The following is a 24089-nucleotide window of genomic DNA, read 5'->3' as shown; positions in this document are numbered from 1 at the left end:
CGACCTCAGTACCGCACGCCGACCCGCAGGCCATAGACGCGCGGCGGGCCATAGGATTGCTGGATGCGCTGGTTGTTGCCGACCGTCGAGCTGTAGAGCACCGCCTTCTTGGTCAGGTTGGTGCCGAACGCCTCGACATAGAGATTGGACGAGGCCGAGGTCCAGCGCAGGTTCGCGTCGAGCAGCGCATAGGCGTCCTGCTTGTCGATCCGGGTGTTATAGTCGGTCGAATAATAGGACGTCGAATACAGCACGTTCGCCGCCGGCGTGATCCGGGCGCCACCGGCCAGTTCCAGGTCGTAATAGACGCTGGCCGTGCCCTTGAACGTCGGCGACATCGGCACGTCCTTGCCCGCCAGATCGACGGTCAGCGCATTGCCGTTCGCCGCTGTGTAGAAGGGGTTGGGCCGGGTATAGGCGGTGAACTGCGCGTCCAGCAGCGCGCCGGTCAGGTCGACGTGCAGCCCCTCGAACGGCAGGGTGCGCAGCTCGACCTCCGCGCCGTAGCTGCGTGCCGCACCGGCACTGGCATAATAGGACAGGTTGGTCCGCTGATCGAGGATCGTGATCTGCAGATCCTTGTAGTCGTTGTAGAAGGCCGACAGGTTCAGGATCATGCGACCGCCCATCAGCGTGTTCTTGCTGCCGACTTCGTAAGCGGTGACCGTCTGCGGCGCATAGCTGAACGGGATGGCGGCGTTCGACGAGTTGTTGTTGATGCCGCCCGACGAGAAGCCGGTCGATACGGTGCCATAGAGCATCATCCGGCGGGTCGGCGTGAACTCGACGCCGCCCTTCCACGTCACCTTGTTGAAGCTCGGCTCGCCGGTCGCGCGCGCTGCGGTCTGGGTGTTGAAGTTGAACGTGCCGGCGGGCGCGGTGTAGTTGGTGATGAGATAGCCCTTGCTCTCGTCCGAGTAGCGGACGCCGCCGATGATCTTCAGCGTGTCGGGCACGATCGCCAGGCTGGCCTGGCCATAGGCGGCATAGGCCTTGGTATTGATGTCGGTCCGCGACTCCGTGCCGCGCGTCGTGCCGGTGGTGTAGACCTGCTGATAATATTCGGTGATCTTGTCGTGGAAGTAATAGCCCCCGACGATCCACTCGAACGGCGACGATCCGGCCGAGGCGAGCTGCACCTCCTGCGTGACCGAGGTAGTGTAGGTGTGCGCTGCCTGCAGCCCCGACGCGGCGAACCCGCCCGCGGTGCCGGTGGCCGGGAAGACGACGCTGGTCTGGTCGAGGTCGGCGCTGCGATAGGCCTGGAAATCGGTGTAGCCGGTGATCGAGCGCAGCGTCGCAAAGCCCAGGTCGAACGCGATCGAGCCGCTGCCATAGGCCTGCTTCAGCCGCTCGAACGGCTTGTAGTCCCACGAGTTGGTATAGGGATCGTCGGTCACCGACACGCCGATATCGACGCCGTTGACGAAGTTGGTGCCGTTGCGCGCGCTGGGATTGACCGCATAGGGCTGGCCGGTGATCGAGCGCAGCCCGGTCGCCGGATCGATCAGCGTGCCGCCGACGCGGTAGCCATAGGCGCCGCCGCCGGTGTTGTCCCGCTTCCAGTATCCGCCGCGCGCATCGATCTGGATCTGCGGCGTCAGCGTGATCGCGATCGCGCCGCGTACCGCGGTCTGATCCTCGTCGAGCAGGCGGAAACCGCTGGTCGAGCGGACATAGCCGTCATGCTCGCTGTGATAGGCGGCGACGCGCAACTGCACCGCGTCGCTGACCGGCACGTTCAGAAAGCCGTCGAACTGGCGCAGGTCGTAATTGCCGAGCGTGCCGTTCGCCCCCGCCTCGAACCGCTTAGACGGCGCGTTGGTGGTGACGCTCAGGTTGCCGCCAAAGGTGTTGCGGCCATAGAGCGTGCCCTGCGGCCCGCGCTGCACCTCGACCCGGGCGACATCGAACAGCGGAATGCTCTGCTGCTGGGTGCGGCTCTGGTAGATGCCATCGAGGTAGAAGCCGATGACGGGATCGCTTTGCGCGCTGACCAGCTGGGTACGGACGCCGCGGATCGCCGGGAACGAGTCCGACCCCTGCTGGCCCCAGGTCAGGCCGGGCGCCAGCAGCTGGAGCCGGCTGGCGTCGGTGATGCGGACGCGGTTCAGATCCTCGGCACTGACCGCGGTGACCGACAGGGGCACGTCCTGCAGCCGCTCGGTCCGGCGCTGCGCGGTGACGACGATGTCGCCAAGCCCGCCGGTGTCGCTCTCGGTCGGGGCGCTCGCCACCTTGTCGGCCGCGGCGGGGGACTGTTCGGCCGATCCTGCCGACGCATCGATCGGCGCCGTCTGCGCCATGGCAGGTGCCGCGAGCATCGCTGCCAGAATGGCCGTGGAAACGCCGACCGAAACCCGCTTGTTCATGCCCGACCCCTTATCGTTCGAGGCTGTTTCGCCCCTCAAACACCAAGAGCTATCGGCGGCCCGCCACACTGTCCAGCATTAATTGCATCCGAATGCACCTCACATGAGGCGAACTAGTAGGGAATTTTGGTTTTCCTGGAGAGGGATAACGGCACTCAAGGCGAACTTATTGGCGATGCGCCTGCGCGTGGACTGGTTGCGCAGTCGGATCAAAGGCGCGCCGACTGACCGGGGACGAAGGCGCCGACGAACGAGCGTCGTTCGGCGGGCAGGGTCGGGTCCTCGATCCGTTCCAGCAACATTTCCACCGCCGCGGCGGTCATCCGGCGGACCGGCTGGCGGATCGAGGTGACCTGATAGCTCATCCACCCGGCCGGTTCCGATCCGTCGAAGCCGACCACGGAGACATCCTCCGGCACCTTGAGCCCCAGATCGAAGCGGCAGCCGTCGATCGCCCCGATCGCCATTACGTCGCTGACGCAGACCACCGCGTCCGGCGGCGTCGCGGCGCCGGCCAGCGTCGCCACGGCCTCGCGCCCGCTGGCATAGCTGAAGTCGCCGCGGGTCACCGGCACGTCGTGGATGCCCGCTTCGGCCAGCCGGGCGAGCGTGGCCAGGCGACGCTCCTCACCCACGGCGCTGTCCTGCGGCCCGGCGACCACGGCGAAACGGCGATGCCCGGCCGCGAGCAGCCGGTCGACCAGGTCGCGTTCGCCCGCCGCCGAATCGCACCACACGCTGGGGGTCAGATGCTCGCCGGCCGTGCGGTTGTAGAGGACGATCGGAATGCCGTGCCGCCGGATGCCGGCGATCTGCTCGTCGTCCAGCCGGGCGGCCGAGATGATGCCGTCGACGTCGTGGCGCCACACCTGTTCCAGCAGCAGATCGATCTCGCTCTCGGCGGTCAGCGCGAAGAGCAGCACCCGAATGTCGCGATCGGTCAGCTGGCGACTCAGCTCTGCCAGCACCTCGGGATAATGGAGGTTGGTGAGGCGTGAGATGAATACCGCGACCAGGTTGGTCCGCCGGGTAATCAGCGCCTGGGCGAGCGCGTTGGGCCTGTAGCCCAGCTCGGTCGCCGCCTTCATCACCTTCTCGCGGGTGGCCGGCGCGATGCTACCGCCCGGCGCGAAGCAGCGGGACACCGCGGACTGGGACACCCCCGCCAGCTTCGCCACGTCGTAAGACGTCGCCCGCCGGACGCCGCCGAACGGGCGGGGCGCAGCGGCACCCTTGCCCGCGTCGCTCTTCTTGCCAGACTTCGCCACTTCGCCCCCGTGACATTTGCATTCGCATTCAATATGCGTCGGCCGACGCCACGTCGTGGCATCGCAAAGGAGGATTTGAATGACCGACGCGGCACCGAAGGGGTTCGAGCAGACCACCGCCTATGTCAAGGCGCCGGCCCGCGACTCGATCGGCGATCAGCAGGACGTCGCCGGGCTGGTCGAGAATATTCTCGCCGATGTCCGCGCCCGCGGCGACGCGGCGGTGCGCGATTACTCGGTGAAATTCGACCGCGCCGATGTCGATGTGTTCGAGGTATCCATGGCCGATCGCGAGGCCGCGGTCGCCGAGCTGGATCCGCAGACCCGCGCCGATACCGAGTTCGCGATCGACAATGTCCGCCGCTTCGCCGAGGCGCAGCTGGCCACCATCCTACCGCTGGAGGTCGAGCCGCTGCCCGGCCTGCATCTGGGCCACCGCGTCATCCCGATCGACCGGGTCGGCTGCTACGTGCCGGGCGGGCGCTTTCCGCTGCTCTCCGCGCCGATCATGACGATCGTGCCGGGCAAGGTCGCCGGCTGTCGTGAGGTCGTCGCCTGCCTGCCGCCCAACGCGCACCGCGCGATGATCGCCGGCTGTCATCTGTCGGGTGCCGACCGCATCTTTCGCATCGGCGGCGCGCAGGCGATCGCGGCGATGGCGTTCGGCACCGAGAGCGTGCCGCAGGTCAACAAGATCGTCGGCCCCGGCAACGCCTTCGTCAACGAGGCCAAGCGCCAGGTGTTCGGGCCGGTCGGCATCGACCAGCTGGCCGGTCCGTCGGAGATCTTCGTGCTGGCCGACGCCAGCGGCGACCCGCGCCTGATCGCGACCGATTTGCTGGCGCAGGCCGAGCATGACGTGCGCACCCGCGTCGGCCTCATCACCACCGACCGCGCCGTCGCCGAGCAGACCGCGGCCGAGGTGACGCGCCAGCTCGAGACGCTGGAAACCGCCGGCATCGCCGGGCAGAGCTGGGCCGATTACGGCGAGATCGTGCTGTGCGCGGACGAGGCGGCGATGATCGCCTATTCGGATCATGTCGCGGCCGAGCATCTCCAGGTCCATACCCGCGACGCGCACGGGCTGGCCGCCAGGCTGCGCAACTACGGCTCGCTGTTCATCGGCGAGAATGCGAGCGTGGTCTATTCCGACAAGACGGTCGGCACCAACCACACCCTGCCGACGATGGGCGCAGGCCGCTATACCGGCGGGCTGTGGGTCGGCAGCTATGTGAAGATCGCGACCCACCAGTGGCTCGACGACGAGGCGGTGCTGAAGGTCGGGCCGCCCGCCTCGCGCCAGAGCGCCAGCGAAGGGCTCGACGGGCACATGAAGGCAGCACAGGTCCGCGTCGACCGACTGCATCAGGCCGCTACCGCCTGAGGGAAGGGCAGGGGCGATCCGACCGGATCACCCCTGCCGCCTATCGGTCGGACGAGGTCACGAACGATGGGTCGATCTGCGCAGGCGTGGGGATCGCCTCGGTCGACCGGCCCGGCAGCGTCTCGCGCTGACTGAGCCAGATCACCGCCGCCAGCGTGAACGCCACCGCGGCCGACGCCATCGCGACCGTCAGGCCGTACTGCTCCGCCAGGAAGCCGGTAATCAGCGGCGCGAAGAAGCTGATGATCCGGCCCCAGTTGAAGATTGATGCCGCGGTCGAGCGCAGATGCGGCGGATAGAGTTCGGCCAGCCACGGGCCCCAGATCACGCTGGAACACAGCGTTGCGCCATAGATCAGGCCAACGACCCGGAACAGCATCGGGCTTCCCGGCATCGCCAGATAGGTCAGGATGGCAGCGGAGGCGATCAGGAAGCCGACCGCGTTGAACCGCCGCCCGAACCGATCGGCTGCCCAGCCCCAGACGAAGCCGCCCGCGATGTTGCCGGCGAACTGCCATGCCACCATCTCACCCGCGACCGCCGCCGACAGGCCGCGCGTCTCGGTCAGGTAGGTGGTCAGCCAGCCGCTATAGGCCTGGTATCCGAAGAAGTTCAGGCCGGTCATCGTTGCCAGCAACAGCGTCTGGCGGCGTACCGTCGGGTGGAACAGCTCGCGCACCGGCAGCTTCTCTCCGCGGACATGATGGCGGTCGACGCTCGACCCTGCCGGGATCAGCGCCAGCACGACGCCCGCCAGCAGCAGTGGCGGGATGCCGCCCAGCCACAGCAGAAGGTGCCAGTCGTGTCCGCCCAGCTGCCCCAGCGCCAGCCCGAGCGCGACGATCGAGAAGCTGAAACAGGCGTTCAGGGTGCCGGCTATGCGGCCGCGCACTTGCTCCTCGAACAGGTTGACATAGATGCTGACGCCGACCGGGAAGACGCCGCCGGTGAAGACGCCCAGCACGAAGCGCTGCGCCAGCAGCTGCGTGTAGCTGGTCACCAGCAGCCCCGCCAGCAGCGCCAGGCCGAAGCCGACGATGATCGTCGCCCAGACCCGCCGCCGCCCGAACCGGTCGGCGAGCTGGCCGATCAGCACCGCCCCGGTCAGCGCGCCCGCCCCTTGCGCGGAATAGGTCGAACCGGCCTGAACCAGGCTGAGCCCCAGCGCGCTGCGCTGGAACGGGCGCAGCACGTCGACGCTGTTCCATGCCCAGCCGTACAGGAACTCGCCGATCATCAGCGCGGCGAAGATCGCCAGCCGTCGCGAGCGCGTCAGTAGAGCGGCACTGCCCGATAGACCTGCGCTGTCGACATCCATGACCCTGCTCCTTTTCTGCGGTTAGATTGCATTCGCATGCGGATGTAAAGCTTCGGCTGGCCGGTTTTCCCGTCTGTATCGTCCAATGGTGGATCGCGCTCTGTGGCTCTCGAGACACAAAGTCGCGAGTTTCGCGGGATATGACGTAAGTTTCATACAGCCGTGACTTGTGAAAGCATGCATTCGCATGCAAACTTGCCGTCATTGAGATCGGGTGAACGCGCCCGGATCGTAGAGGGAGGTTGCAATGGTTGGCACGCAGTGGCTTCGAAACGCATCGGTTCTGGCGATCATGCTCACCGCTGCGGCGGGCGCGCCCGCGCTGGCGCAGGAGGCGCCGATCCCCGCCTCGGGCAACACCGACGCGACGCAGCAATCCTCGTCCTCGACCGACCAGACCGGCGACGTGTTGCCGGGCGACATCGTCGTGACCGCGCAGCGCCGGGCAGAGCGACTGCAGGACGTGCCGATCTCGATCACCGCGGCCAGCGGCGCCGATCTGCAGCGGCTCCACGCCGACAATGTCAGCCGGCTGGAATTCATCGCACCGGGCTTCACCTGGGGCAGTCAGGGGTCGGACTCGTTCCCCGCGATCCGCGGCGTGCGGACCAGCCTGGTCAGCGCGCAGAACGATCCGGTCATCGGCTTCTACATCGATGGCGTCTACCAGAGCCGCACCCAGCAGCAGAGCATTCCCCTGTTCGACATCGCCCGGGTCGAGGTGCAGCGCGGGCCGCAGGGTACGCTGTATGGCCGCAATACCTTTGGCGGCAACCTCAGCGTCGTCACCGCTTCGCCGACCAACCGCTACGAGGGCGGGCTGAACGTCGATTTCGGCAATTATAATTCGCAGCGGATCGACGGCTTCGTCAACGCGCCGCTGTCCGACACGCTCGCGCTGCGCGTCGCCGGCGTCTATCAGGACCATGACGGCTATGTCCGCAGCACGTCGGGCGTCGAGATGGTCGACCTGAAGGAATATGCCGGCCGCGCCTCGCTGCGCTGGACGCCCGACAGCCGGCTGGAGGTCGAGCTGCACGGCGGCTTCTGGCGCCGTGACGATGCCGGTGCGGGGTCGTACGGGTACAAGGTGGCGGGCACGCTCATCAACCCGCAGACCGGATACCAGTCGATCAACGGCGTGCCCTATGCCGTCAATCCGTCGGTCAAGAACGGCACGGTGCTGGTCAACGGCGTCGATATCGGTGTGGCGGTGACGCCGGGCGCCTATACCAACGACTGGGACTATCAGCCGTTCGAGCGCATCCGCGAGAATTACGTGTCGGGGACGGTCAGCTACGACCTGGGCGGGGCCACGGTCCGCTCGATCACCGGCTACACCTTCTTCCGCGCGCATCGCAGCGCCGACAACGACCAGAGCAGCGTGGTCTTCCAGGCGCCGGCCCTGGGCTTCGGTTCGGGCCAGCAGGAGCCGAACACCCGTGCCAAGACCTTTACCCAGGAACTCCAGCTGGTGTCGAACAGCACCACGCCGTTCCAGTGGATCGTCGGCGGCTATTATCTGAACGACGACATCTTCGAGACGTACCAGCAGAAGATCGATGCGCCGGGCTCGACCGTGCCCGGCTTCCGCGCCGATGCTGCACTGGTGACGAACGCCTATGCCGCCTATGCGCAGGGGACCTATGCGGTGATCCCCGACACGCTGCGCGTCATCGCCGGCATCCGCTACTCGCACGAGAAGAAGTCGTTCGACTTCGCCGACTTCGCCGACGGCATCCCCAACACCTACACCTTCACCACGCCGTACAGCGTGACGTCGGGCGCGCCGTCGTTCGACAGCGTCACTTGGCGGGCGGGCCTGCAATTCACGCCGACGCGCGCGACGATGGTCTATGCGACGGCGTCGACCGGCTTCGCCTCGGGCGGGGTCAACGACACCGGCGGCAGCACGGTGATCCCCAATTCCTACGCGCCGCAGAAGGTCGACGCGTACGAGGCGGGCATCAAGAACCAGTTCCTGAACGGCCGCGTGCAGACGGAGCTGGCGCTCTATTACAACCGCTATTCGAACCTGCAGATCAACGTCTACACGCCGCTCGTCTCATACTTCGGCAGCGCCGGTCGTGCGCGCAGCTATGGCGGCGAGGTGACGCTGCGGACGCTGCCGCTTCAGAACCTCCATGTCGACGCGACGCTGGCCTATCTCAATGCCGAGTACACCCGCTACATCAGCGGCAACAACTTCTACGGCGCGTCGAACGGGGCGGACCCGGTGTCGCTCGACCTTGCTGGCAAGCGGGTGCCGCAGTCGCCGCGGCTGAAGACCACGTTGGCGGTCTATTACGACATCGACCTGGGCAGCGCCGGCACGCTCGCCCCCTATGCCAACTGGCTGCATTCGAGCAGCTATTTCACCACCGACTATAACACGGTGCTGGATTACCAGCGCGCGTACGACAAGTTCGACGTGTCGCTGCGCTGGACCGAGGCGAAGGGCAAATTCTACGTCGAGGGTTATGGCAACAACGTCACCGACAAGGCGGTGCTGCTGAGTGCCGTAATCGGCCGGGCGCAGCGCGTGCAGGTGTCCTATGGCCCGCCCGCGACCTATGGCATCCGCGCCGGCGTGAAGTTCTGATCCGGGAGCCCGGCCGGTTATGCGACCGGCCGGGCTTGTCCGAGTTGCGGGATCGGTCGCGGGCCCGTGCCCGCCTCGATCGCGCGGCCGAGCGCGAACAGGGTCGGTTCGGCATGACTGCGGCCGAGCAGTTCGATCGACAGCGGCAGGCCGTTCTCTGCGCGCCCGGTCGGCACCACCAGCGCCGGCCAGCCGCTGCACGCCGCCAGTTCCGGCGCCCAGCCGCCTTTGGGATTGTCCATCGACACCGGCAGGACGACGGAGGGCGGATAGAGCAGGGCGTCGAACCGCTGCTCCGTCATCATCCGGTCGAGCGCCTCGCGCAGCCGGTCGTGCCGCTCGAGAATGGCGCTGCGCACCGCCGGATCGCGCGGACGCGCCCGGTTGCGCAGCACCCCGTCATAGTCCGGAAGGAACCGTCCGCCGTCGATCAGCGTGGTGAGCGAGGCTGGCGCCGTACCGGGCTGGAAATTATCGCGCAGATAGCGATCGAAGGCGGGGCCGAACTCCTCGTCGACGATATGCGCGCCGGCGGGGATCATGGCGTCGGGCAGGGCAGGAGCATCCACCACCCCGACCCCTGCCGCGCGTAACGCATCGGCCGCCGCCGCCATGCCGCGCGCGATGTCCGGCACCGCGCCCGCCAATTGTCGCAGCACACCCACCCGCATGCCGGCTACCGAGCGGAACCGTAGCGAGCGGCCAGGTGCGAGGATCGCGAACAGCAATGCCGCATCGTCGACGCAGGTCGTGATCGCACCGACCGTGTCGGTCGACGGCGCGAGCGGAGCGACGCCGGCGGTCGACACGACGCCCCAGGTCGGTCGCAGCCCGACCAGGCCATTATAGGCGGCCGGCACCCGGATCGATCCGCCGGTGTCGGTGCCGATCCCCGCCAGTGCGAAGCCCGCCGCCACCGCGACGGCGGTGCCGCCACTCGACCCGCCTGAGGTCACGTCTGGCGCGAACGGATTACGGGTGTCGCCGCCCAGCGAGCTGCGCGAGCGGATCTCGAACGAGAATTCGGACAGGTTGGTCTTGCCGACGATCACGCTGCCTGCCGCCGCCAGTGCTTTCACGATCGGCGCGGTCCGGCGCGGCATCGCCCCGGCGAGTGCGCGGCACCCCGAGGTGGTCGGGGTGCCGTGCAGGTCGATATTGTCCTTCAGGACGATCGGTACACCGTGCAGGGGTCCGTCCGCGCCGGCGGCGCGATCGCGGGCCTGCGCCGTATCACCCGCGTCTGGCAGTACGCGCAGCATCGCCGCCAGCGCGCCGTCATGCGCGGCGATCCGCGACAGGCACGCGTCCACCGCCGCCCCCGCGCTCGCCGCGCCCGCATCGCAGGCGGCAACGAACGACCGGATATCCGACATGGGCGGCGTCGCCGGATCAGCCCGCCGCGCGTTGCAGCGCGGCCAGCTTCACCTGTGCCAGCATCGACAGCTCGTCATAGACGGCCCATTCGTCGACGATCTTGCCGTCACGGACATGATAGTGGTTCACGCCCATGACGAACAGCGGATGCCCGGTCGGTGCGCCCAGCGGCCCATAACCCAGATGATGCCCGTCGAGTGTCCAGCGCACGGCATATTTGGTGCCGCCCTCTTCGCTCTCGACCGAGCAGATGTGCTGCGGCACGAAATAGCCATCGGGGATCAGGGCGACCAGCCGCATCGTCTGCTGCAACACTGCCGCGACCCCATAATATTCGCGCATCAGCGGGCCATGCCACTGGCAATTGGGCGCGTAGAGGTCGTGGATGCGGCCGAACATCCGCTTGTTGTAGATGTGGTGCAGGTCGCGCAGCAGCTGCGCCTCGCCGTCATTGTGCGCGATCGAGACGTCCGCCTCGGTCTCCGGCGGATACTGGCCGAGCAGGCGGCGGTTCTCGACCACCTCCATGATCGGCTCGCCCGCCTCGAACTTGCGCACCGCGATGTCCTGCGCATAGGCGTGCGGGTCGAGGCCCAGCTGGATCACCGGACCCATATTGTCGCGGACGATCCACTCCTTGTAGATCTTGTTCTCAACGATCATGCAGTCGGCGACGGTGCGGGTCAGGAAGGTGCGGCCGGTCGGCTTGCCGTACATGCCGTACTGGCTGTGGCGGCCCTGGCCGTGCGTCATGTGGCTGGTGTAGAAGCCTTCCTGGTCGTCGCCCCGCCAGATCACCTGCTGCGCCAGCCCGCGCCGATCGGGGAACTCGACCAGCCGCTGGATGGTGTCGCGGATATGCGTCTCGCGATCGTACATCGTGCCCATGGTCGTATAGGCGACGCAATTGTGCGTGTAGTGGCTGTAGATCAGCCCGACGTCGCGCTCGTCCCAGATGCGGTGGGTGCAGCGGACGATATAGTCGACGATGTCGGTATAGATCGGATCGAAGCCGCGCATCCCCTGCGCCCGCGCGCGATCGGTCGGCACCAGCTCGGTGAAGTCGCGGCGCTCGACCTGCAGGACGGTGCCGGTCTCTTCCGGCGGCGTGGTCTTGGTCATGTCGTCTCCTGTGCGGATCGGGGATGTCGAAGGTGTAGCGGCATGGTCGACCCGCGCCAGCCAGGCGGCGACATGCGCGGCGACCGCGTCGGGCGCCTCGAGCGGGGCGAAATGGCCGGCCCCGTCAATCAGGGCGAGTGTGGCATCGGGCAGGCCGTCGGCCAGCTCCCGCTGGAATGCCGGCGGGCAGAGCGCGTCCTCCGCGCCTGCCAGCACCAGTGCCGGCATGGCGAAACGGGCGAGTTGCTCGCGCTTGTCGGCACGGGCGACCGCCAGCCGCTCCTGCGCGGCATGGGCGGTAGCACCGACATCCTGCGCCATCGCGTCCAGCAGTCCGCGCAGGTCGCCGTCATCGGCCCGCGCCGATCCGACCGAGCGTGGCCAGGTGTCCGCGACTGCGGCAGCCGGCGGGCCGGGATGGGGCGGCGCGTCGGCGGCGCGCGCGCGCGCATTGCTGTCGAGCAGCGCCAGTCCCACGACTCGCTCCGGGGCGCGCAGCGCAAGCTCCAGCGCGACCAGCCCACCGAGCGAGAAGCCGAGCAGCGCGAATCGCGGTGGCGCCTGTTTCAGCAGCGCCTCTACCAATATCGCGGGATCATCGCCGTCGATCGCGAGCACCCGTGTGTCCCGGTGCGCGAGCCGGTCGAGCAGCGGCGCGAACAGCCGTGCATCGCACAGCGTACCCGGCAGCAGGACCAGCGGGACCGCGCCGATATCGCCCGGTGTTGCAGGAAGAGGCCGGATCGGGGAAGTCACTCAGCGTTTCGCCTGTCGCCTTGCATGCGGATCGCAGTTGGTCTAGCTGTTCTGCATTCGGATGCAAGAGTGTTTCCCGAGACCCGGAGATGGACGTGAACTGGACTGAGGAAGCCATGAAGGCGCGCCTGGTGCGCTACGCGGACCTGATACCGTGCCGCACCGCGTTCATCGACACCCGTACCCCGGGTTCGACGGAGAAGGAAAACTTCACCATCATCGGCGCCGGTGTGTCGGAAAGCGCGGACCAGCACGTCCACATCACCGAACGGCACGGCTTCAACATCGGCGCCGCGCGCCAGCCGTTCGGCTGCGTGAACTCGCAGCATAGCCATGACACCGCCGAAGTGTTCGTGGTCCATTCCGGCCACTGGCGCCTGCCGTTCGGACCGAACAAGGAAGACGGGTCAATCGACATCGGTCCGGGCGACGTCGCCTCGGTGCCGATTCATATGTTCCGCGGATTCGAAAAGCTGGACGAGGGCGTCGGATTCCTCTGGACGGTGCTGGGTGAGGATGATCCCGGCAAGGTGACCTGGGCGCCCGCGGTGTTCGAGGCGGCGGCCGACCATGGGCTGAAACTGGCCAAGGGCGGGCGGCTGATCGACACGTCGCAGGGCGAGTATACGCTGCAGGATGTCGAACTGGCCGAGACGACCGGCGCTGATGCCGCCGCCGAGCTGAAGACGCCGCCGATGGACAAGCTGCGCGAGTGCGTGGTGTCCGCCGACGCGATTGCCGGCAATCCGGGGTCGCCGCTGGCGGCCGAGGGCGTCTCCGAAGCGCCGGTCATCACCCCGGTCGCGACCGGCGACGGCTTCGCCGCGGGCCCGATCGCCGGCTGGTGGCCGCACGGTTTCAACCTGCGCCGCCTGACGCTGGCGACCGGCGCCTATGTGCCGCAGCACGCGCGACACGAGGTCGAGGTGATCTTCGTCCATGCCGGCACGCTGGAAGTCAGCTGGGACGGCGGCGCGATCACGATGGGCGCCGGCGACACGCTGAGCGTGCCGATCGGCCTGTCGCACGCGTTCCGCAACACCGCATCGGTCGATCTGGTCGCCTTCGTGGTCCGCGGCGGCGATGCGCCGGCGATGCCCACCTTCGCTCGCTGAGCGCCAGCCTGCCTGCTGTTACAATCCGACGCTGAGCTTCAGATAGCCCAACTAGCCGGGGACGTCGTAGGTGGTCGGGTCGAAATCGTTCAGGCTGCAGCTGAAGCAGGCGGGCGGGTCGGAGACGAACACGGTGTTCACGCCGATGGCGACGCCGATCCGCTTGCCCATCACCAGCGGCGTCAGGCGGAGCTGGACGTCGCCGTAGAAGCGGCTGGTCAGGCGGTTGTCGGCACCGTTCTCCACGGCACCGTCGATCCCGACCGGTAAACGACGCGCCCAGCGATCTCGACTGTCAGTCGAGCGCCGCGTTCCCATTGTACTTGGGGAATGCCTGGTCGGGGCTGCCGCACTCGGTGTTCTTGCGATCGATCACGACGAAGCCGTTCGACGCCGACAGCACGTATTTCAGCAGTCGCATGGCGTTCAGCGAGACGCCGAAGCTGCCGATCCCCCTCTCTGGCGAGCGGTAGTCGGCGGTCAGGTCGACCCTGGGGGTGCGGATGCTATCGAGATTTTGCAGCGTGCCATCAATCGCGTTGATGAAGCCGTTGGCGGTCCGAACCGCGAGCGGCGCGCTTTCCCCACCGCAGCTTGACGGCAAAAAGAAAGCGGCGGCGCCCACCGGGCACCGCCGCTTCTTTTAGTCTTCGCTCAAACGATCAGAAGCGCAGGCGGCCGCTGACGAAGAACGAACGGCCAAGCACGTCGTACAGCGTCGGGAAGGTGTTCGACTGCTCACCATTGCCGCCCTGCTGAGTCGAAGCCGACAGCGGCGGCGTCTTGTCGAACAGGTTGCTGACACCGATGTTGAACTGGAAGTTCTCGGTCGCATCGATCGTGGTGGTCAGGTCGAAGTAGTTGTACGCCTTGATCCGCTCCGAACCATAGGTGGTCGTGTCGTCATCGTCGCGCGCAGAGCCGATGTAGCGCCACTGCAGCGAGAAGGCGGCATCGCCGAGACCCAGGGTGGTACGCAGCGTGTGCTTCCACTTCGGCGTCGGAACGCCGCACTGCGCGCCGAAGCGACCGGTGCAGGTGATGACCGTGTCCTCACCGACGACCGGGGTCAGCTTCAGGTTCAGCAGGCGCGAGCCCGAGAAGCTGAAGCCCAGACGCGCATTGTCCGTGCCGAGCAGGGCGCCGAGCGGCTGGGTGTAGCCCGCCGTGACGTCGATGCCCGAGGTCTTGAGACCACCGGTGTTCTGCAGTGTCGACGCGAAACTGTCGATCTGGCCCGACGAGTTGCGCGTGATGAGCGAGCAGTAGGTGTCGTTGAACTTGCCGAAGCAGAGCGACCCGATCGTGTCGGTCGGAACCGACCCGATATAGCCGTCGATCTTGATGTTATAATAATCGACGGTGACCGAGAAGCGCGGCAGGAACGACGGCTGGAACACGCCGCCCAGGGTGTAGGTCCGTGCCTCTTCTTCGCGCAGGTTACGATTGCCGCCGGTGAAGGTCAGCGGATTGACGTCCGTACCCTGAATGCCGGCATTGCCGATCAGCGACACCGGTGCGCCGGCGGCGGTGAACTGAGCGCGGCAGATCGCGTTCAGCTGCGTGTTGGTCAGCGCAGTGGCGGTGCCGCACTGGTCGGCATTGCCGTTGAAGCTGACGGTGTTGCCCAGGAACAGCTCGTTGACGCTCGGGCCACGAATGGCCTTCTGATACTGACCACGGAAGGTCAGATCGCGGATCGGCGCGAGCTGGGCGCCGGCCGACCAGGTGAACACGTTGCCCGGGGCGTTCGAATAGTGCGACGCGCGGGCCGCGCCGTTCAGCTCGAGGCGGTGGACGATCGTGTTGCTGAGCAGCGGGACGCGGATTTCGCCGAAGAAGTCACGAACCGAGTAGCTACCCGAGGTCGGCTGGCCGGGGTTGAAACCGGCAACGTTGCCCGAGGAGAGATACTCGTCCGGCGTCACCGAGCCGGCCTCGTTGCGCCACTCGGTACCCACGGCGATACCGACGCCGCCGGCGCCGAAATCGACCAGGCTGGGGTTGGTGACGACGAAGCTGGCGACCTGGGTCGTGTACTCTTCGAGGTTGGTGGCGCCGATACCGATATAGTCGATCGCCGCCTGGCTCAGGTTGTTGAGGCCGAAGATGTTGATCGGAACGCAACCCGCCGCCCGCGCCGTGGCACTGGAGCATTGCAGGTTGCCTGCAGCGTCGAACGAGGTCTGGACACCCGCCAGGAACCGATCGATCGCGACGTTGCCGTCCTGCCGCTGCGAATTCTTCGTGCGGGCGTACATGTAGTAGCCGTCGTAGCTGAAGCCCGCGCCGATATCCCCCTTCATGCCGGTGACGACACGGAACGCGTTACGCTCGTCCTGGTTGACGCGGCCGCCCAGCTGAGTCGTGCGGTAGTTGAAGTTCGCACGGACATAGCCATCGCCGCGGGTCGCGGCCGGGGCACAGACCTGGTTCGGCGCGGTGCCGGTGCAGGTAACCTCGTTCTGGTCATAGGCGGTCAGCGCAGTGCGCAGCGCGCTCGACAGGAACGGCGATGCCGTCTGGATCGTGATCGGGCCTGTCGTGCCCGCACCAAACGGCGTGCCGTTGCTGATCGGGGTAGCGGCGAGCTGCGTATTGACGCGGTTGTTGGCGAACTGCGCCTCGAAATACGGCCGGAAGTGCTCGTTGATCTCATACTCGCCCATGGTCGAGATCAGGAAACGCTCCTGCGGGACCTGGAGGTAGTTGACCGGGTTGAAGTTGTAGCCGTCGGCCGCCGTGTAGCAGGTCGATGCGCCAGCAGGGGTGAACACCTGATAGATCGTGTTCGATGCCGCGCAGCCATTGTTCAGGCGGGCGTTCAGGCCCGGATTGAGGATCACGGACGTGGTGCTGCCACCGACCTGCGCGGTCTGGTTCTGAACCAGGATACGGCCCTGCGGAACCGAGCCCGAACCACCGGCAGCGAAAGGCGCCGAGCCGTCCTGGTTGTCGCTGAGCGCGTTGCGCGAGAAGTCACGCTGACCGGCGAAGGTCGGCTTGCGCTTCAGATAGTCGACGAACACGGTCACGTTGCCGCGATTGTCGTCGAAGTTGGCGCCGATCGTGCCGTTGACGTCCCAGATCTGGGCGTCGCCGCGCTCGGTGACGCGGTAGCTGCTGCCCATCTCGACGCCCGAGAAGTCGCGCTTCAGGACGAAGTTGACGACGCCGGCGATCGCGTCCGAACCGTAGACGGCCGACTGGCCGCCGGTCACGACGTCGACGCGGCTGATGAGCGACGACGGAACGGTGTTGAGGTCGACCACCTGGCTAACGTCGTAGGACATGTAGCGCCGGCCATCGACCAGCACGAGGGTGCGCTGCGAGCCGAGGCCGCGCAGGTTGACCGTGGCGACGCCGCCGCCCGGGTTGTTCGAGGTCGACGACGTGGTCGCGGTGACCTGCGGCAGGTCGTTCAGCACGTTCTCGATGTTGGCGGACGCCGCCTTGACGGCAATGTCCTGCGACGAGACGATCGCGATCGGGCTCGTAGCCTCGAGATCAGGACGCGCGATGCGCGAACCGGTAACGACGATCTCTCCGTCGTTGGCGGAGTTGCCGGCATCTTCCTGCGCGGCGGGAATAGCAGCGGCCGGCGGAGCCGCTTGCGCGAAGACGGGTGCGCTGAGGGTGGCCAGGCCGATGGCCAGCGTGGCAGCGCTGCACCGGAGCGCGCTATTCAATGGACGGCGATCAATCACTTAAAAGTCCCCTTTATTTCGAGGCATCTCGAACGAGACGCGACAGCCCGCTTACGCGATGTCTGTGCCTCCCAATCATCCGGGCGTATGCGAACGTACCCCGGTGTGATGGGGCAACGGTGTGATGAGCGGCGCAACTTCTGTAAAGCTGTCCCGATCATTCTTGCTATTATTGGGAGCTTTGTGTCGCAAAGGTGCAACACTGGCGGGCAGGTTGAAGCCGCATTCCCGAAGGTGTAGCGAGCATCCTTCGCAAGGATGGCCATCGATGAAATACCTGATACTAGTCATCGTGCCGGCCCTGATGCCGAGCGCCGGCATGGCCGCCGATCGGCCTGGCGGGCAGGCGCCGGTGTTGCGTGCGCTGGTCGAGTGCCGCGGCGTGGCCGATCCGCAGGCCCGGTTGGCATGTTATGACGACAAGGTCGCCGTGCTCGCGGACGCCGAGCAGGCCGGCAAGGTCGTGGTGGCGGACGAAGCGCAGATCCGCCAGTCGAAGAAGGCGCTGTTCGGCTTCGGCACAGTCCGACTGCCGATCCTGGGCAGCGACGATCGCGACACGCCCAAGCAGATCGAAGCCAAGCTGGTTTCGCTCCGGAATGTTGGGTACAAGAAGTGGGAGTTCACGCTCGATAACGGAATGCACTGGCGGCAGACCGACGATGTCGAGATCTTTCCCAAGGCGGGTCAGCCAGTCATCGTCAAGACTGCGGCGATGGGCAGTTATTTCCTGAAACTGCCGTCGGGGACGGTCCGGGTCGTCCGCACGCAATAGCCGGAGTCAGCCGACGAATTTACCCAGCACCTTGTTGGCACGGCGCAACAGATCGCGCTCCTCGTCGTCGAGATAAGGGTTCCAGGCGTCGATGATGAGAATGACGCGGGTGTGGTCGCTGTCGTTCCACGCCTCGTGCTCGATCGTGTCGTCGAAGGCCCAGGCTGTGCCTTCCTGCCAGGATCTGGTGTCCGATCCGACGCGGAAGCCGCAATGATCGGGCACGATCAGCGGGAGGTGCACCACCGCGCGGATGTTGGTGACCCCGTGATGGGGTGGGATGCGCGTATGAGGGCGCAGCGTCGAGAACATCACCGTCGGTCCGCGCGCCGGGATATCGAGCAGGGGCAGCCGGCGCAGGATGTCCATGGTGCCGGGACAGCGGGTCGCATTCTCCGCAACCTCCGCACCATCCCTCATCAGGAAGATCGCGCCCCAGTCCAGCGAGTTGTTCAGGGCCTGCCACTGGTTCACCGGGGTGCCGGGCGCGATGCGGACATAGGGGGTATTGCTGTCGCCCGCCCGCCCCAGCGCGAGTAGTTCGTCGCGGATGACCTGGGTGCCCGCTTCCAGCGTCTCGAACCATGGGAACAGCGCCCGGTCAAAATATTGGGGCGCGGGCAGGTAGGGGAAGTGAAGCCCGGCGGGTTTCGGCAGGTAGATGCGCCTCCGGCCGCCAAGCACTTCCAGTGCGTGATCGAAACGCGGCGAGGTCATCGGGGTGTCGGCCAGCTCCGCGCGGATCGCCTGTTCGATCCTGGCGTCGCGGGCGTCGACCAGCGCCTTGCCGTGTTCCAGCGCCTGTCGAAGGGCGGGTTGCAGCGTCTCGAGGGACGGTGCGGCATCGAGGAGCGAGCGATAGGCGGCGATCGCATCGTCGGCGCGATCATGGCGCTCGTGCCACTGCGCCTTGTGCAGGAGCGCCACGACAAAATAGGGATCGGCGACCAGCGCACGATCGAGCGCGGCAAGCTCTGCCGCGTCGTCGCCCAGCATGCGCAGCACGCCGGACAGGTTCAGCCAGATCGGCGATGCGCCGGGGTCGCGTGCGACGGCCCGCTCGAAATAGCCGCGTGCGGCCGTCAGATTGCGGGCGGACAGCGCCTGGTTGCCGAGCGCGTTCAACGCGCGCGGATGCTCTGGAGCGCGTGTCAGGATCTGCTGGTAGAACGCCGTGCTTTCGGCAGTGCGGCCGTTGCGGCTGGCCGTTTGCGCCTGATCGAACAGGGCTTCCAGCTCGGCGGTCATGTCGGTGGGAAAGGTCATGCCCGAGGATGTATCGACTGCTTCGCCGGTAGAGCGCAAGAGGGCCGCTCGGCCGATGATGGCTGCTGCCGGTGTTCAGCCGACCAGCGGTGCCACGATCGCCATCGTCAGTAGCGAGCGTTGGCCCGGCCCCGATGGCGGATGCCAGCGGCCCTGCATCCAGCCGGGCATCATCAGCAGCGTTCCAGCCGTAACCGGGATCGCGATATCCGGGGCATAGAGGCTGACGTCGCGACCGCGCTGCATGCGCAGGCGAAGATCGGGCATCTCCATCATCGGCGATGGCAGGCGCGGATCGGCCAGGATCATCCGCCCGTCGGCTCCCCCGTCCTCGACGATGTACAGCGCCTGCCAGAAGGCGTCGTAGATCGGGTCGATCGGCACGGCGTGGCGATCCTCGGCCGTGCGGGAGGTGACCGAAATCCGCCAGTCGATCGAGCGGCCGGCACGCGCGACATCCTCGGTCATCCGCGACGCCAGCGATCGGACATAGGTGACGAGAGGCGGGACGTCGACGGACGAGGCGAGCGATGATCCACGCCGGCCGATCGCCATGGCAAGGCTGGGAAGGCGGGCGGCCAACTCCGCCGGCCAGTCTATCACCAGCGGTGTGGCGAAGAGCGGCTCGACATGGATCGGTTGCGGGTCGCCCATCATGCCGGCCGTGCGACCAGGTTGATGGCGATCGACAGACGCGTGCCATCGCCGTCATAGGGCCTGACGGAATGGGGCAGGAAGGAGGGAAAGGCGATCAGCAGGCCGCTGAACGGACGAATCCAGGTTTCCTGTTCCTCGATGGTGCCGGTCGGCGTCCGGTGCCGCAGATCGGGCGTCCGCATCCGCAGGAACGGCATACGCGGATCGATGAAGACCAGTTCGCCGCCAAGCGATCGATCGCCCGATCCCCTGTATCCATCGTCCACATAATAGACGAAGGAGAGGTAGGACCCCGGATGCCAGTGGCTCTGGTTGGAATCGCCCTTGCGATTGATGTTGGCCCACATTTCAGGCTGCCACCGCACCGCGGCGGGGTTGCCGCGTGGGTCCGCCGTCACGCGGGCCGCCGCAGCGATGCACGCGTCGGCAAGGGTTCGCGCGCCGATCCCTCCCCACTCGATCATGTCGGCGGTCGATTGCCAGCCGCCGACGTTCGACTTGCTGACCCCCTGCGCGCGGCGGCGTTGAGCCTCGATCGCGCCGGCGAGTTGCGCGTTCAGGTCGGCCGCGTTCGGGACGCCGATCGTATAGACCGGGGTCGGGAACAGGGTGGCGAGGCGAGCACTGGTCAAGGCCCCACCCCCACCACCAGCAGCGGGTCGAGCTTGGCGCCGCTCCACTGCAGGCCCCAGTGAAGATGCGGCCCCGTCACACGGCCGGTGGCGCCGGACAGGGCGACGGGCTGGCCCTGACGGACATGGTCGCCGACGCGGACGTCGATGCGCGACAGATGGAGGAGCGCGGTCGATACGCCCATGCCGTGATCGATCATCAGGAGGTTGCCCTCGAGGGTGAACGGACGCTCGGCGGCGAGGATGACGACGCCGTCGGCGGGGGCGATCACGGGGGTGCCGGTGGGCACGGCGACGTCGGCGCCAGAGTGATAGCTGCCGGGCTGGCCTTGATAGACGCGCTGCGAGCCGAACCAGCCGGACTGGCGCCCGCGCGCGGGCCAGACGAAGCGCTGGCGCCAGCCGGTGGCGTCGGTCCGCATCGCGCGCGCGGCAACGATCTGCGCCAGCTCGCCGGGGCGCAGCGCGGCGAACTCCTCCGACGTGCGGCCGGCGCGGTAGGGGGCGTCGACACGCTCGATCTTCCAGTCGCGCGGGGCGACCGGCAGGCGGGTTTCCTGGCGCAGCGTCGTGCCGGGGCGGGTGGCGACAAGGACGGCGGCGGGCGGCGCGTCGCGGTCGAAGCCGATGACGAAGGCGCCGTCAGGGGCGACCGGCACCGGGCGGCCGTCGAGGGTCAGGGTGGCGCCGGGGGTGACCTGACCGTGGAGCAGGCCGCCTTGGATGGCGGGACCTTCGATCCGGACGACGGGGGCGGCGGGTGGCTGCGCGATGGGCGCAGGGGCAGGTGCTGCCGGAAGCGCGGGCTCGCGCGCCGGCGGGGCGACGCAGCCCGCAAGCAGCAGCGCGCCGGCCAGCGCGGCCCTCATCGCGGCGCCAGCGCCTCGCTGGCGAGCTGGGCGGTGGCGTAGGGGCGCTGGCCGACCACGTCCCAGTAGCGCAGCTCGTCGAGCGGGATGCGCGCGTTGGAGGCGGCGCACACGACATGGTCGCCCGGCGCCAGCACGCGGAAGCCGTTCGCCATATAGTGGAGGCGCGCGGGGCGATCGGTGTTGGACATCAGCATGGCATCGGATTCCGGTTACGGGTCACAGGAGCGTCGGCTGCTCGGTCCTGGCGACATAGGTCCTGGGCGACGGCCGCTCAACCTTTGCGTCGATCGCGCCGTCGCGGAAGTGGAGCGTCACCGCGCCGGCGGCACGCGCCTCGTCGACGGTGGCGAGGGTTTCGCCCCCCACCCGGGCGGTAACGCGGGCATAGCCGCGTTCCAGCACCCGGTCGGGATTGAGCGAGACGGTGAGGCGCCAGGTGGCGTCGAGCCGGCCGCGCGCCGCCTCCAGCTGGCGCGACAGCACCGCCGGGCGGAGCGCCCCGGCGGCATGGGCGAGTGTTCCGCGCGCGGTGGTGACGCGGGCGGACAGCGCGCGGTCGAGCCGCTGGCCGGCATCGTCGGCGCGTTGGCGCTGCGGGCCGAGCAGCGCGTCGCGCTTGGGCAGCAGGCGGGCGAACGCGTCCAGCCGCTCGCGCCCGCGCTCGACGTAGCGGTTTGCGCAGCGCGCGGTGCGGGCGGCGTGGCTGGCGACGGTGTGGCGCAGTTCGGCGAGGACCGGCACCGCGATCTCGGCGGCGGCGGTGGGCGTGGGGGCACGGCGGTCGGCGGCATGGTCGCACAGCGTCGTATCGGTTTCGTGCCCGACCGCGGAGACGATCGGGATCGAGCAGGCGGCGACCGCGCGGACCACCACTTCCTCGTTGAAGGCCCAGAGATCCTCGATCGAGCCGCCGCCGCGCGCGACGATGACGAGATCGGGGCGGGGAACGGGGCCGCCCGGCTGAATCGCGTCGAAGCCGCGGACGGCGGCGGCGACCTCCTCGGCGGCGCCCTGGCCCTGGACCTTGACCGGCCAGACCAGGACGTGGGTCGGGCAGCGATCCTCCAGTCGGTGCAGGATGTCGCGGATCACCGCGCCGGTCGGCGAGGTGACGACGCCGATGACGCGGGGCAGATAGGGTAGCGGGCGCTTGCGCTGCGGATCGAACAGCCCTTCGCCGGCGAGCTTGGCCTTCAATTTCTCGAACAGCGCCATCAGCGCGCCGGCGCCGGCCAGCTCCATCCGCTCGATGACGATCTGGTATTTGGAGCGGCCGGGATAGGTGGTCAGGCGACCGGTCGCGACCACCTCCACCCCGTCCTGCGGCTGGAAGGGGAGGGCGGCGGCGGCGCCCTTCCACATGACCCCGTCGATGATTGCGGCATCGTCCTTCAGGCAGAGGTAGACATGGCCGGAAGTGGCACGCTTGTAGCCCGAAATCTCGCCGCGCAGGCGGACATGGCCGAACTCGCCCTCCACCATCCGCTTCAGTCGCGACGACAGTTCGCCGACCGACAGCGCGAGCGCGTTGTCGCCGGGGACCTCCTCCGCTACCAGCCGCGAGGTTTCTGAAAAGGGGTCTGGCATGAACGTCCTGTTGATCGGCTCCGGAGGCCGCGAGCACGCCTTGGCGTGGAAGCTGGCGCAGTCGCCGACCCTCGATACGCTCTTCGCCGCGCCCGGCAACCCCGGCATCGCGCAGCATGCGACGGTGGTGGCGCTGGACGCGACGGATCACGCGGGCGTCGCGGCCTTCTGTGCGGAGCGCAACGTGCGGCTGGTGGTGATCGGGCCGGAGGCGCCGCTGGTCGACGGGTTGGGCGATTCGCTGCGGATGGCGGGGGTGGCGGTGTTCGGCCCCTCGGCGGCGGCGGCGCAGCTGGAGGGGTCGAAGGGCTTCACCAAGGATCTGTGTGCGCGCGCCGGCATCCCGACCGCGGGCTATCTGCGCGTCACCGACCGCGACACGGCGGCGGCGGCGTTGGCTGGAACATTCGGGCTGCCGGTCGTCGTCAAGGCGGATGGCCTCGCAGCGGGCAAGGGCGTGACCGTGGCGATGACCCGCGAGGAGGCGCTGACGGCGGTCGACGACCTGTTCGCGGTCCCCGGCGCCTCGGCGGTGATCGAGGAATATATGGACGGCGAGGAGGCGAGCCTGTTCGTCCTGACCGACGGCGTCCATCTGGTGCCGTTCGGATCGGCGCAGGACCACAAGCGGGTGGGCGACGGCGATACCGGTCCCAACACCGGCGGCATGGGTGCGTACAGTCCGGCGCGGGTGCTGACCCCGGAATTGGAGCGCCAAGCGATCGACACGATCGTGCGGCCGACCGTGGCGGCGCTGCGCGAGGAGGGGATGCCGTTCGTCGGCGTGCTCTATGCCGGGCTGATGCTGACTGCGCAGGGGCCGAAGCTGATCGAGTATAACGCCCGCTTCGGCGACCCCGAGGCGCAGGTGCTGATGATGCGATACCGGGGCGACCTGGCGCAGCTGATGCTGGCGGTGGCCGAGGGACGGCTGGCGGGCGAGGCGGCGCCGGCCTTCTCGCCCGACCCGGCGCTGACCGTGGTGGTGGCGGCGCGGGGCTATCCGGGAACGCCGGCGGCGGGCGGGCGGATCGCCGGGGTCGATGCAGCCGAGGCGGCGGGGACGACCGTGTTCCAGGCGGGCACGCGCGCGGACGGTGATGGCTTGGTGGCGAGCGGCGGGCGGGTATTGGCGGTGACCGCCACGGCCGCGACCGTAGCGGCGGCGCAGGCGGCGGCATATCGCGGGGTCGACGCGCTCGACTTCCCCGACGGTTTCTGCCGGCGCGACATAGGCTGGCGCGAGATCGCGCGCGAACAGGTGCAATGATCCCGCTCG

The 24089-nt window shown here is 67.8% G+C and carries 19 protein-coding genes; 5 read left to right on the top strand and 14 right to left on the bottom strand.

Annotated elements, in window-relative coordinates; all coding sequences use genetic code 11:
* Nucleotides 1-5: 5 nt before the first annotated feature.
* Nucleotides 6-2372 (bottom strand): TonB-dependent receptor, encoded by a 2367-nt coding sequence (locus Q5H91_RS07080; RefSeq protein WP_305172607.1) that lies wholly within the window; start codon nucleotides 2370-2372, stop codon nucleotides 6-8.
* Nucleotides 2373-2581: 209 nt separating this feature from the next.
* Nucleotides 2582-3640: a LacI family DNA-binding transcriptional regulator gene (locus Q5H91_RS07075; RefSeq protein ID WP_305172605.1), complete on the bottom strand. Its 1059-nt coding sequence runs from the start codon at nucleotides 3638-3640 to the stop codon at nucleotides 2582-2584.
* A gap of 79 nt (nucleotides 3641-3719) precedes the next feature.
* On the opposite strand from Q5H91_RS07075, the gene hisD reads away from it, so the two are divergent.
* Nucleotides 3720-5024, top strand: a complete 1305-nt coding sequence (gene hisD / locus Q5H91_RS07070) for a histidinol dehydrogenase (protein ID WP_305172603.1) — start codon at nucleotides 3720-3722, stop codon at nucleotides 5022-5024.
* A gap of 40 nt (nucleotides 5025-5064) precedes the next feature.
* On the opposite strand, the gene Q5H91_RS07065 is transcribed toward hisD, so the two are convergent.
* On the bottom strand, nucleotides 5065-6342 hold the full coding sequence (locus Q5H91_RS07065; protein WP_305172600.1) for an MFS transporter: 1278 nt from the start codon (nucleotides 6340-6342) through the stop codon (nucleotides 5065-5067).
* A 247-nt stretch (nucleotides 6343-6589) separates the two neighbouring features.
* On the opposite strand from Q5H91_RS07065, the gene Q5H91_RS07060 reads away from it, so the two are divergent.
* Nucleotides 6590-8944, top strand: a complete 2355-nt coding sequence (locus Q5H91_RS07060) for a TonB-dependent receptor (protein ID WP_305172599.1) — start codon at nucleotides 6590-6592, stop codon at nucleotides 8942-8944.
* Nucleotides 8945-8961: 17 nt separating this feature from the next.
* Here Q5H91_RS07060 and Q5H91_RS07055 read toward each other — a convergent pair whose 3' ends face one another.
* Nucleotides 8962-10320 carry an amidase gene (locus tag Q5H91_RS07055; RefSeq protein ID WP_305172598.1) on the bottom strand — a complete coding sequence of 453 codons (1359 nt, stop codon included), beginning with the start codon at nucleotides 10318-10320 and terminating at the stop codon, nucleotides 8962-8964.
* Between the two features lie 16 nt (nucleotides 10321-10336).
* A complete protein-coding gene (locus Q5H91_RS07050; RefSeq protein WP_305172596.1) occupies nucleotides 10337-12199 on the bottom strand; it encodes an alpha/beta fold hydrolase in 1863 nt (620 codons plus the stop codon).
* A gap of 95 nt (nucleotides 12200-12294) precedes the next feature.
* Here Q5H91_RS07050 and Q5H91_RS07045 point away from each other — a divergent pair, with 95 nt between their 5' ends.
* A complete protein-coding gene (locus Q5H91_RS07045; RefSeq protein ID WP_305172595.1) occupies nucleotides 12295-13314 on the top strand; it encodes a cupin domain-containing protein in 1020 nt (339 codons plus the stop codon).
* Between the two features lie 51 nt (nucleotides 13315-13365).
* Here Q5H91_RS07045 and Q5H91_RS07040 read toward each other — a convergent pair whose 3' ends face one another.
* Genes Q5H91_RS07040 through Q5H91_RS07030 form a run of 3 tightly spaced genes read right to left on the bottom strand, consistent with a single transcriptional unit; the run spans nucleotide 13366 to nucleotide 17003 of the window.
* The gene (locus tag Q5H91_RS07040; RefSeq protein ID WP_305172593.1) at nucleotides 13366-13560 is read right to left on the bottom strand and encodes a hypothetical protein; all 195 of its coding nucleotides are present in this window, start codon (nucleotides 13558-13560) and stop codon (nucleotides 13366-13368) included.
* Between the two features lie 49 nt (nucleotides 13561-13609).
* Nucleotides 13610-13939: a hypothetical protein gene (locus Q5H91_RS07035; protein ID WP_305172592.1), complete on the bottom strand. Its 330-nt coding sequence runs from the start codon at nucleotides 13937-13939 to the stop codon at nucleotides 13610-13612.
* Nucleotides 13940-13976: 37 nt separating this feature from the next.
* A complete protein-coding gene (locus tag Q5H91_RS07030) occupies nucleotides 13977-17003 on the bottom strand; it encodes a TonB-dependent receptor domain-containing protein (RefSeq protein WP_305172591.1) in 3027 nt (1008 codons plus the stop codon).
* Between the two features lie 310 nt (nucleotides 17004-17313).
* Between Q5H91_RS07030 and Q5H91_RS07025 the strand changes: the two genes are divergently transcribed.
* Nucleotides 17314-17796, top strand: coding sequence for a hypothetical protein (locus tag Q5H91_RS07025; RefSeq protein ID WP_305172590.1), 483 nt, complete (start codon nucleotides 17314-17316; stop codon nucleotides 17794-17796).
* A 6-nt stretch (nucleotides 17797-17802) separates the two neighbouring features.
* Here the strand turns inward: Q5H91_RS07025 and Q5H91_RS07020 are convergent, their stop codons facing one another.
* From Q5H91_RS07020 to xseA, 6 genes are all read right to left on the bottom strand, one after another.
* Entirely contained in the window at nucleotides 17803-19062 is a 1260-nt protein-coding gene (locus Q5H91_RS07020; protein WP_305172589.1) for an aspartyl/asparaginyl beta-hydroxylase domain-containing protein, read from the bottom strand.
* Between the two features lie 75 nt (nucleotides 19063-19137).
* Nucleotides 19138-19716, bottom strand: a complete 579-nt coding sequence (locus tag Q5H91_RS07015) for a hypothetical protein (RefSeq protein WP_305172588.1) — start codon at nucleotides 19714-19716, stop codon at nucleotides 19138-19140.
* Nucleotides 19716-20351: a TIGR02466 family protein gene (locus Q5H91_RS07010; RefSeq protein ID WP_305172587.1), complete on the bottom strand. Its 636-nt coding sequence runs from the start codon at nucleotides 20349-20351 to the stop codon at nucleotides 19716-19718. The genes Q5H91_RS07015 and Q5H91_RS07010 overlap by 1 nt, the downstream gene beginning before the upstream one ends.
* Entirely contained in the window at nucleotides 20348-21220 is an 873-nt protein-coding gene (locus Q5H91_RS07005) for a M23 family metallopeptidase (RefSeq protein ID WP_305172586.1), read from the bottom strand. The genes Q5H91_RS07010 and Q5H91_RS07005 overlap by 4 nt, the downstream gene beginning before the upstream one ends.
* Nucleotides 21217-21417 (bottom strand): DUF2093 domain-containing protein, encoded by a 201-nt coding sequence (locus Q5H91_RS07000; protein ID WP_305172585.1) that lies wholly within the window; start codon nucleotides 21415-21417, stop codon nucleotides 21217-21219. Before Q5H91_RS07000 ends, Q5H91_RS07005 begins: the two co-directional genes overlap by 4 nt.
* Before the next feature lie 22 nt (nucleotides 21418-21439).
* Complete coding sequence (gene xseA, locus Q5H91_RS06995; protein WP_305172584.1) at nucleotides 21440-22810, bottom strand: exodeoxyribonuclease VII large subunit; 1371 nt, start codon at nucleotides 22808-22810, stop codon at nucleotides 21440-21442.
* On the opposite strand from xseA, the gene purD reads away from it, so the two are divergent.
* Nucleotides 22809-24080, top strand: coding sequence for a phosphoribosylamine--glycine ligase (gene purD / locus Q5H91_RS06990; protein WP_305172583.1), 1272 nt, complete (start codon nucleotides 22809-22811; stop codon nucleotides 24078-24080). The two genes, xseA and purD, sit on opposite strands and share 2 nt — an antisense overlap.
* Nucleotides 24081-24089 lie beyond the last annotated feature (9 nt).

This window comes from Sphingomonas aurea, from assembly GCF_030678875.1.
Lineage (GTDB): Bacteria > Pseudomonadota > Alphaproteobacteria > Sphingomonadales > Sphingomonadaceae > Sphingomonas > Sphingomonas aurea.
Note: the sequence above shows the minus strand (reverse complement) of the source record. Positions and strands in the feature narration are given on the sequence as shown.

Coding starts and splice junctions, on each gene's coding strand:
- purD (WP_305172583.1), top strand. CDS start 22,809: ATGAACGTCCTGTTGATCGGCTCCGGAGGCCGCGAGCACGCCTTGGCG.
- Q5H91_RS07020 (WP_305172589.1), bottom strand. CDS start 19,062: ATGACCTTTCCCACCGACATGACCGCCGAGCTGGAAGCCCTGTTCGAT.
- Q5H91_RS07060 (WP_305172599.1), top strand. CDS start 6,590: ATGGTTGGCACGCAGTGGCTTCGAAACGCATCGGTTCTGGCGATCATG.
- Q5H91_RS07005 (WP_305172586.1), bottom strand. CDS start 21,220: ATGAGGGCCGCGCTGGCCGGCGCGCTGCTGCTTGCGGGCTGCGTCGCC.
- Q5H91_RS07015 (WP_305172588.1), bottom strand. CDS start 19,716: ATGGGCGACCCGCAACCGATCCATGTCGAGCCGCTCTTCGCCACACCG.
- Q5H91_RS07065 (WP_305172600.1), bottom strand. CDS start 6,342: ATGGATGTCGACAGCGCAGGTCTATCGGGCAGTGCCGCTCTACTGACG.
- Q5H91_RS07055 (WP_305172598.1), bottom strand. CDS start 10,320: ATGTCGGATATCCGGTCGTTCGTTGCCGCCTGCGATGCGGGCGCGGCG.
- hisD (WP_305172603.1), top strand. CDS start 3,720: ATGACCGACGCGGCACCGAAGGGGTTCGAGCAGACCACCGCCTATGTC.
- Q5H91_RS07080 (WP_305172607.1), bottom strand. CDS start 2,372: ATGAACAAGCGGGTTTCGGTCGGCGTTTCCACGGCCATTCTGGCAGCG.
- Q5H91_RS07000 (WP_305172585.1), bottom strand. CDS start 21,417: ATGCTGATGTCCAACACCGATCGCCCCGCGCGCCTCCACTATATGGCG.
- xseA (WP_305172584.1), bottom strand. CDS start 22,810: ATGCCAGACCCCTTTTCAGAAACCTCGCGGCTGGTAGCGGAGGAGGTC.